The following is a 5,256-nucleotide window of genomic DNA, read 5'->3' on the forward strand; positions in this document are numbered from 1 at the left end:
CGCTCGGCTCGTCCGGTACCGTCCACCCGCCTCCCCGCGGACGCCCCTGCGCCCAGCCGTTCGAGGTGGGCCGCCGCCGCGCGGGCGCCGCCCGCCGCGCGGAACGCCGTGCGCAGACGCGCGGCCGCCGTGCGGTACGCGGACTCGTGCAGGACGGTGTCGAGGGCCGCGCCCAGCCGGGGGGCGGTGACCCGGCCGAACCTCACCCTGACGCCCGCTCCCGCGTCGACGACCTGGGCGGCCACCACGGGCTGGTCGTCACGGATCGGGGCGACGACGAGCGGGACCCCGTGCCAGAGGGCCTCGCACACCGTGTTGTGCCCGGCGTGGCAGACAACCGCGTCGGCCTTTTCCAGGAGCGGGAGTTGGGGCACCGCGGGCAGGATCAGTACGTCCTTGTCGTCGGGGGTGTCCCCCAGAACGCCGCCCGGATCGACGAGCACCGCCTGCGCCCGGTCGGCCCGCTCGCGCAGCGCGGTCAGGCACTCGGCGAGGAAACGGCCGCCCGCGTCGGCGTTGGCGGTGCCGAGGGTCACCAGGACCTTGGCCCGCCCCGGGTCCAGCCACTCCCAGGGGAAGCCCGGCGCTTCTGGCCGGTCCGTGATGGACGGCCCGACGTATCGGACCGTCTGTCCCTTCCGCCCTGCCGGACCGACGAGTTCGGGCGTGCTGAAAGCGAGGGCGAGATGGGGCGAGAACCGGGGGTCGGCGGTGCCCGCGGGGTCTCCGACGCGGTCGCGCAGCTCGGTCAGCCGGTCCCTCAGCCAGTCGGCGACCCTGGGCATGCCGTCGTAGGCGTCGGTGAACTCGGCGGACGTGGTGGCGGAGGTGGCCCAGGGCAGACCCAGTCGCTCGGCCACCAGGGCGCCGGCGAAGGCCTGTTGGTCGGCGACGACCACGTCCGGCCGGAAGTCCTCGGCCGCGTCCCGCACTCCGGAGGCCATCGCGTCGGCGAGCGGCAGCAGAAACCGCTCCCAGAGGAACTTCAGCGCCTCCGGGCCGCGCAGCCCGGGCGGCCGCTCGACACCGGCGACGCCCCGGCACGGGAACACGGCGGCCCGCGCTCCGGCGAGCCGGCGCACCAGCGCGGGATCCGGGGCCGCCCAGGCCACCCGGTGCCCGCGCGCGGTGAGTTCGGCCGCGACGCCGACGGCCGGGTTGATGTGCCCGACCAGGGGCGGCACGACGAACAGGAACGCGCTCACCGGGTCTCGGCCCCGACCGGCCGGACCCCGCTCACCGCGCGGATCAGCTCCAGGACGTGCCCGCCGACGGTCCCCGGCGCCTCGACCAGCACGGAGTGCTCGTGCCCCGGCAGCACCACGGACCGGAAGTCCCCCAGCAGCGTCTCCTTGAGCGACACCAGTTCCACCAGGTCCGAGTCGCCCCCGTAGACACCGAGCACCGGACAGCGTACGGACCTGATCTCCTCCTCGGTCAGCACACGGCTGGCCGGGATGTCCCGGCCCAGCGTGGTCTCCCGGGCGAGCCGTGCCGCGCCCTTGGCCAGACGGGCCGTGTTGTGGCTGCGGTTGGCGGTGATCCAGGCGATGGCGTCGGGCTCGTTGTACGCCAGTTCCGTGACCACCCGGTCCAGGATGCGGCCCAGCTTCGCGGCCCATGCCGCGGTCGCCGGCTCGGACTCGATGAGGGTGAGGCTGGCCGCCCGCTCGGGGTGCCGCGCGGCCCAGCCGAACGCGATGGTGCCGCCGTAGGAGTTCCCCACGAGGTGGACCGGGCCGGTGATGTCGAGCCGGTCGAGGAGTGCCTCCAGGTCGTCGATGTTGTGGTCGAGGCTGTAGCCGTCGCGGGGGCGTTCGCTGCGGCCGTGGCCGCGGAGGTCGTACATGACCACGTCGATGCCCGCGGCGGCGAAGGCGGGGGCCACGGTGAAGTAGTAGCTGGCCAGGCTGTCGGTGAGCAGCCCGTGCACGAGCACGGCGGTGGCGATCGTCGCACGCCCGTGCCGGGGGACCATTCTCTGTACGTGCAGCCGGATGCCGCCGGTGTCGATCATCGCCATGCGTCAGCCCGCCTCCGCCGCCTTCAGGCTCTGCACGACATGCTCGACGAGCCTGCCGACGGTGAGCTCGATGATCTCGTCGAAGTCCATGCCGGCCAGGAACTCGGCGAAGTTGACCCGGTCGCCGTACCGCTGCTCCAGGAGGCCGGCCAGGGTCACCAGGTCGATGCTCTCCAGTTCCAGGTCGCGGTTGAACGTGGTGGTCATGCCGATCTCGATGTCGTCCTCGCCGTACTCCACGTCGTACTCCTCCAGGACGATCAGGAGCATCCCCCTGATGTCGGCGAGAACGGCCTCCTCGTCGGCGCGCTCGCCGGTCGGCTCGGTGGGGCTCATCGGCCGTGCTCCTCTCCGTCTTCTGCCGCTTCTTCCGCTCCCGTCACCGGTCCCGTCGTCCAGGCCACGACGTAGTGCCGGTCCGGCAGGGCGGGGGGATTGCGGACGGGTGCGCAGTGCACCGCGTACGCGCGCTCCAGGCGCCCCGAGACCAGCAGCCGGTGCCCGTCCGGCGTCGTGTCGAACACGGTGAAGTCCCGGGGGCGGCCGCCGAATCCGGTGCCCTCCGCCTTGGCGACCGCTTCCTTGGCGGCCCAGAACCGGGTGAACCACAGGGCCTCCGTGTCCTCGCCGTCCGCGCACCGGGCGCGCAGCAGCCCGAGTTCGTCCGCGCCCAGGGCCGCGGCGAGGGCGGCGGGGTCGCGTTCGGTGACCTCTTCGATGTCGATGCCGGGGCCGGGCCCGGGGGTGTGGGGCCGTACGATCGCCACCCCGGCCTCGGCACGGTGCGCGAGCGAGACGTCCAGCGGCGGCAGGACGCGTCCGTGGACGCCCGTGACGTACGGGCGGCCCAGGTCGTCCTTGCGGACCCGGATCTCGGCCGGGAAGACGGGACCCTCGCCGTGCTCCCACAGCCGGTGGCGTACGGCGTCCTTGACCGCGATCCGGCCGAGCAGCCACTGTCTGCGGCCGCGCGGCGACTGCTCGGCGTACTGGGCGCGTTCGGGTCCGCCGAGCGAGTTGCGCATGATGAGCTCGCGGGAGGCGAGGTCCGGCCACCGCTCGTAAAGCAGCGACCAGCCGCCGGGGCGCTGTTCGGAGAGGGTGTTGCGCTCGGGGAAGCGTTCGGCCGGGCGGGTCTGCGGGTCGTTGTCGAAGCGCCGGTCCTGCCAGCCGGTGAGCTCCGCCCACACCCGGCCCGCCACGGTCAGCTCCACGTCCGCCTCCAGGACGGTGTCGGTGAGCGAGGTGATCCGCACCAGGCACTCCACCTCGGTGCCCGGGACCGGATGCGGTCCGTGGAACCGCATGTGCCGCATCTGGACGGGAAAGACGACGGTCCGCTCGGTGCGGCTCACCATGATCCAGTAGCCGAGGATCTGGCCCACGTTGTCCAGCAGGGCGCCCGGGGCGGCGGGGGTGGTGATGACGCCCCGTATGTGCCTCTCGCCGATCGCGGTGAGGGCGGTGACACCCTGGAACGCCGGTCCGTGGAACATCCAGCGCTCGGAGTAGAGCTGCGCGGCGGTGTGGTCGGGGGTGCGTTCGGGGGTGGGGGGTGCCGTGCGGGTCGCCGGCGGTACGGGATGGCGGGCGGCCAGTTCGACGACGGCACGGGCCGTGGGGCCGAAGGTGACGGCGAGGCGGTTCGGGTCGTCCGGGGTGCGGGTGACGGTGACCGGTACGTCGGCGGACGGCGTCGCGGTGAGCCAGCGGTCGAAGCGTGCCCCGTGCACGGCGACCGCCCGCATGCCCGGGGCGGCGCTCTCCGCCGCGTCCATCATGTGGCGCACGATCGTGGTCGCGGGAACGACCGGCCACCGGTCGGCCACGTCCGGCCAGCCGGGGCGCTGCGGGAAGAAGCAGTGGTCGAGCAGGTGGGGCATGGTGGCGGGGGAAACGTGGAGGGTGGTTCTCCAGGTGCCGGAGGCGGGTGGGGCAGGTGGGGCCGTGGCGGCGGCCGGAGGCGCGTCCGGGGTGGGGGCCGAGCCCCTCGTCGGCGGCCGGGGCGCGGTGAGGGCCGGCGAGTCCGCCCGGGGCGGTCTGCCGTCGCTCGCGCCGATCAGCGCGGCCGCCGTGTCGGCCGTGTCCCGCAGCAGCGCGCTCAGTTCGGCGGCGACCGGGAAACGTCCGGCGAGGGCGTCCAGCGGGTCCGGGGCACCGGTGCGTCCGCTCCTCTCCCTCCTGCCGCCCGCCTCCTGCCTGTCCCTCGCGTCTGTCGTGGGACAGACGCCGCGTACCTCCGCTCGCAGCGCGGTGAGGGCCGGCCCGTCGAGAGAGACGAGTGCCCCGCCGAGGTCGAGCCGGACGGGTGGGCGGTGCGGGCGGGCGGCGCGCGTGGACGCGGCCGGCCTGGGCAGCGCCGGTGCCACTCGGGCTCCTGCCGTCCACAACGCCGTCGCCACGCGGCGCAGTTGGGCCATGCCGGGGCGGCGGGGCGAGTTCGCGACGACGGCGAGGTGGTCGCGGTCGCCCAGGGTGTCGCCGATCAGGGAGGCGAGCTGACCGGGGCCCGCCTGGACGAAGGCGCGGTGACCTGCCGCGTACATGGCCTCGACGAGCAGCCGGAAGCGGACGGGTTCCAGCAGGTGCCGCACGAACAGTTCGCGGACCGCGCTCTCCCCCTCGGGGAAGGGCGCGGCGATCGTCCCGGACCACACGGGCACGGTCGGCGGATGCAGCCGGAAGCGCGCCGCGGCCTGCTTGATGGGGGTCAGGTACGGCTCCAGCATCGGCGTGTGGAACCCGGACCGGAACGGCAGCACCTGGCACACCACACCCTGGGCCCGGAAGGACCGTACGAACTCCTCGACCGCGCCGTCCAGCCCGCACACCATCGACTGGTTGGGCGCGTTGTCGTGGGAGAGCACGATCCCCGAGTCCGCCCACCCGTCGGCGAGCACGGCCAGGACGCGCTCGGCCGACGCGCCGACGGCGCCGAAGGCCAGGCCCGGCACGGTCACCGAGGCGGGGTCGAACGCCGCCATGAACGCGTCGACCTGGTCGCCGGAGTACAGCCCGGCCACGGTCATGGCCGTCCACTCTCCGGCGGAGGCACCCACCACCCGGTTCTCGTACGCCGTGTCGACGCCCTGCGCGATGTCCGGGGACTGGGCGCCGATGGAGACCGAGACGCCGCAGGAGGCGCCGTCGAAGCCCTTCTTCGAGGAGTCGTAGCCGATCTCCAGGATCTTGCCGCGGACCAGGTTGGCGATGTCCGCGTAGGCCTTGGTGGT

General features: G+C 74.0%; 4 protein-coding genes and 1 pseudogene. All 5 read right to left on the reverse strand.

Annotated elements, in window-relative coordinates; all coding sequences use genetic code 11:
- On the reverse strand, positions 1-1,205 hold a 1,205-nt coding region (locus ACFW2E_RS41010; RefSeq protein ID WP_384475465.1), incomplete at its 3' end, for a glycosyltransferase.
- Positions 1,202-2,023 (reverse strand): alpha/beta fold hydrolase, encoded by an 822-nt coding sequence (locus tag ACFW2E_RS41015; protein ID WP_384475467.1) that lies wholly within the window; start codon positions 2,021-2,023, stop codon positions 1,202-1,204. The genes ACFW2E_RS41015 and ACFW2E_RS41010, both read right to left, overlap by 4 nt.
- Positions 2,024-2,026: 3 nt before the next feature.
- Positions 2,027-2,359, reverse strand: coding sequence for a phosphopantetheine-binding protein (locus tag ACFW2E_RS41020; RefSeq protein WP_384475470.1), 333 nt, complete (start codon positions 2,357-2,359; stop codon positions 2,027-2,029).
- The gene (locus tag ACFW2E_RS41025; protein ID WP_384475473.1) at positions 2,356-4,569 is read right to left on the reverse strand and encodes a 4'-phosphopantetheinyl transferase superfamily protein; all 2,214 of its coding nucleotides are present in this window, start codon (positions 4,567-4,569) and stop codon (positions 2,356-2,358) included. The genes ACFW2E_RS41020 and ACFW2E_RS41025 overlap by 4 nt, the downstream gene beginning before the upstream one ends.
- A 3-nt stretch (positions 4,570-4,572) precedes the next feature.
- Positions 4,573-5,256, reverse strand: a pseudogene (locus ACFW2E_RS41030) (acyltransferase domain-containing protein); the annotation flags it as partial.

It is taken from the genome of Streptomyces sp. NPDC058964 (assembly GCF_042741275.1).
Classification (GTDB): domain Bacteria; phylum Actinomycetota; class Actinomycetes; order Streptomycetales; family Streptomycetaceae; genus Streptomyces.

Coding starts and splice junctions, on each gene's coding strand:
- ACFW2E_RS41015 (WP_384475467.1), bottom strand. CDS start 2,023: ATGGCGATGATCGACACCGGCGGCATCCGGCTGCACGTACAGAGAATG.
- ACFW2E_RS41020 (WP_384475470.1), bottom strand. CDS start 2,359: ATGAGCCCCACCGAGCCGACCGGCGAGCGCGCCGACGAGGAGGCCGTT.
- ACFW2E_RS41025 (WP_384475473.1), bottom strand. CDS start 4,569: ATGTACGCGGCAGGTCACCGCGCCTTCGTCCAGGCGGGCCCCGGTCAG.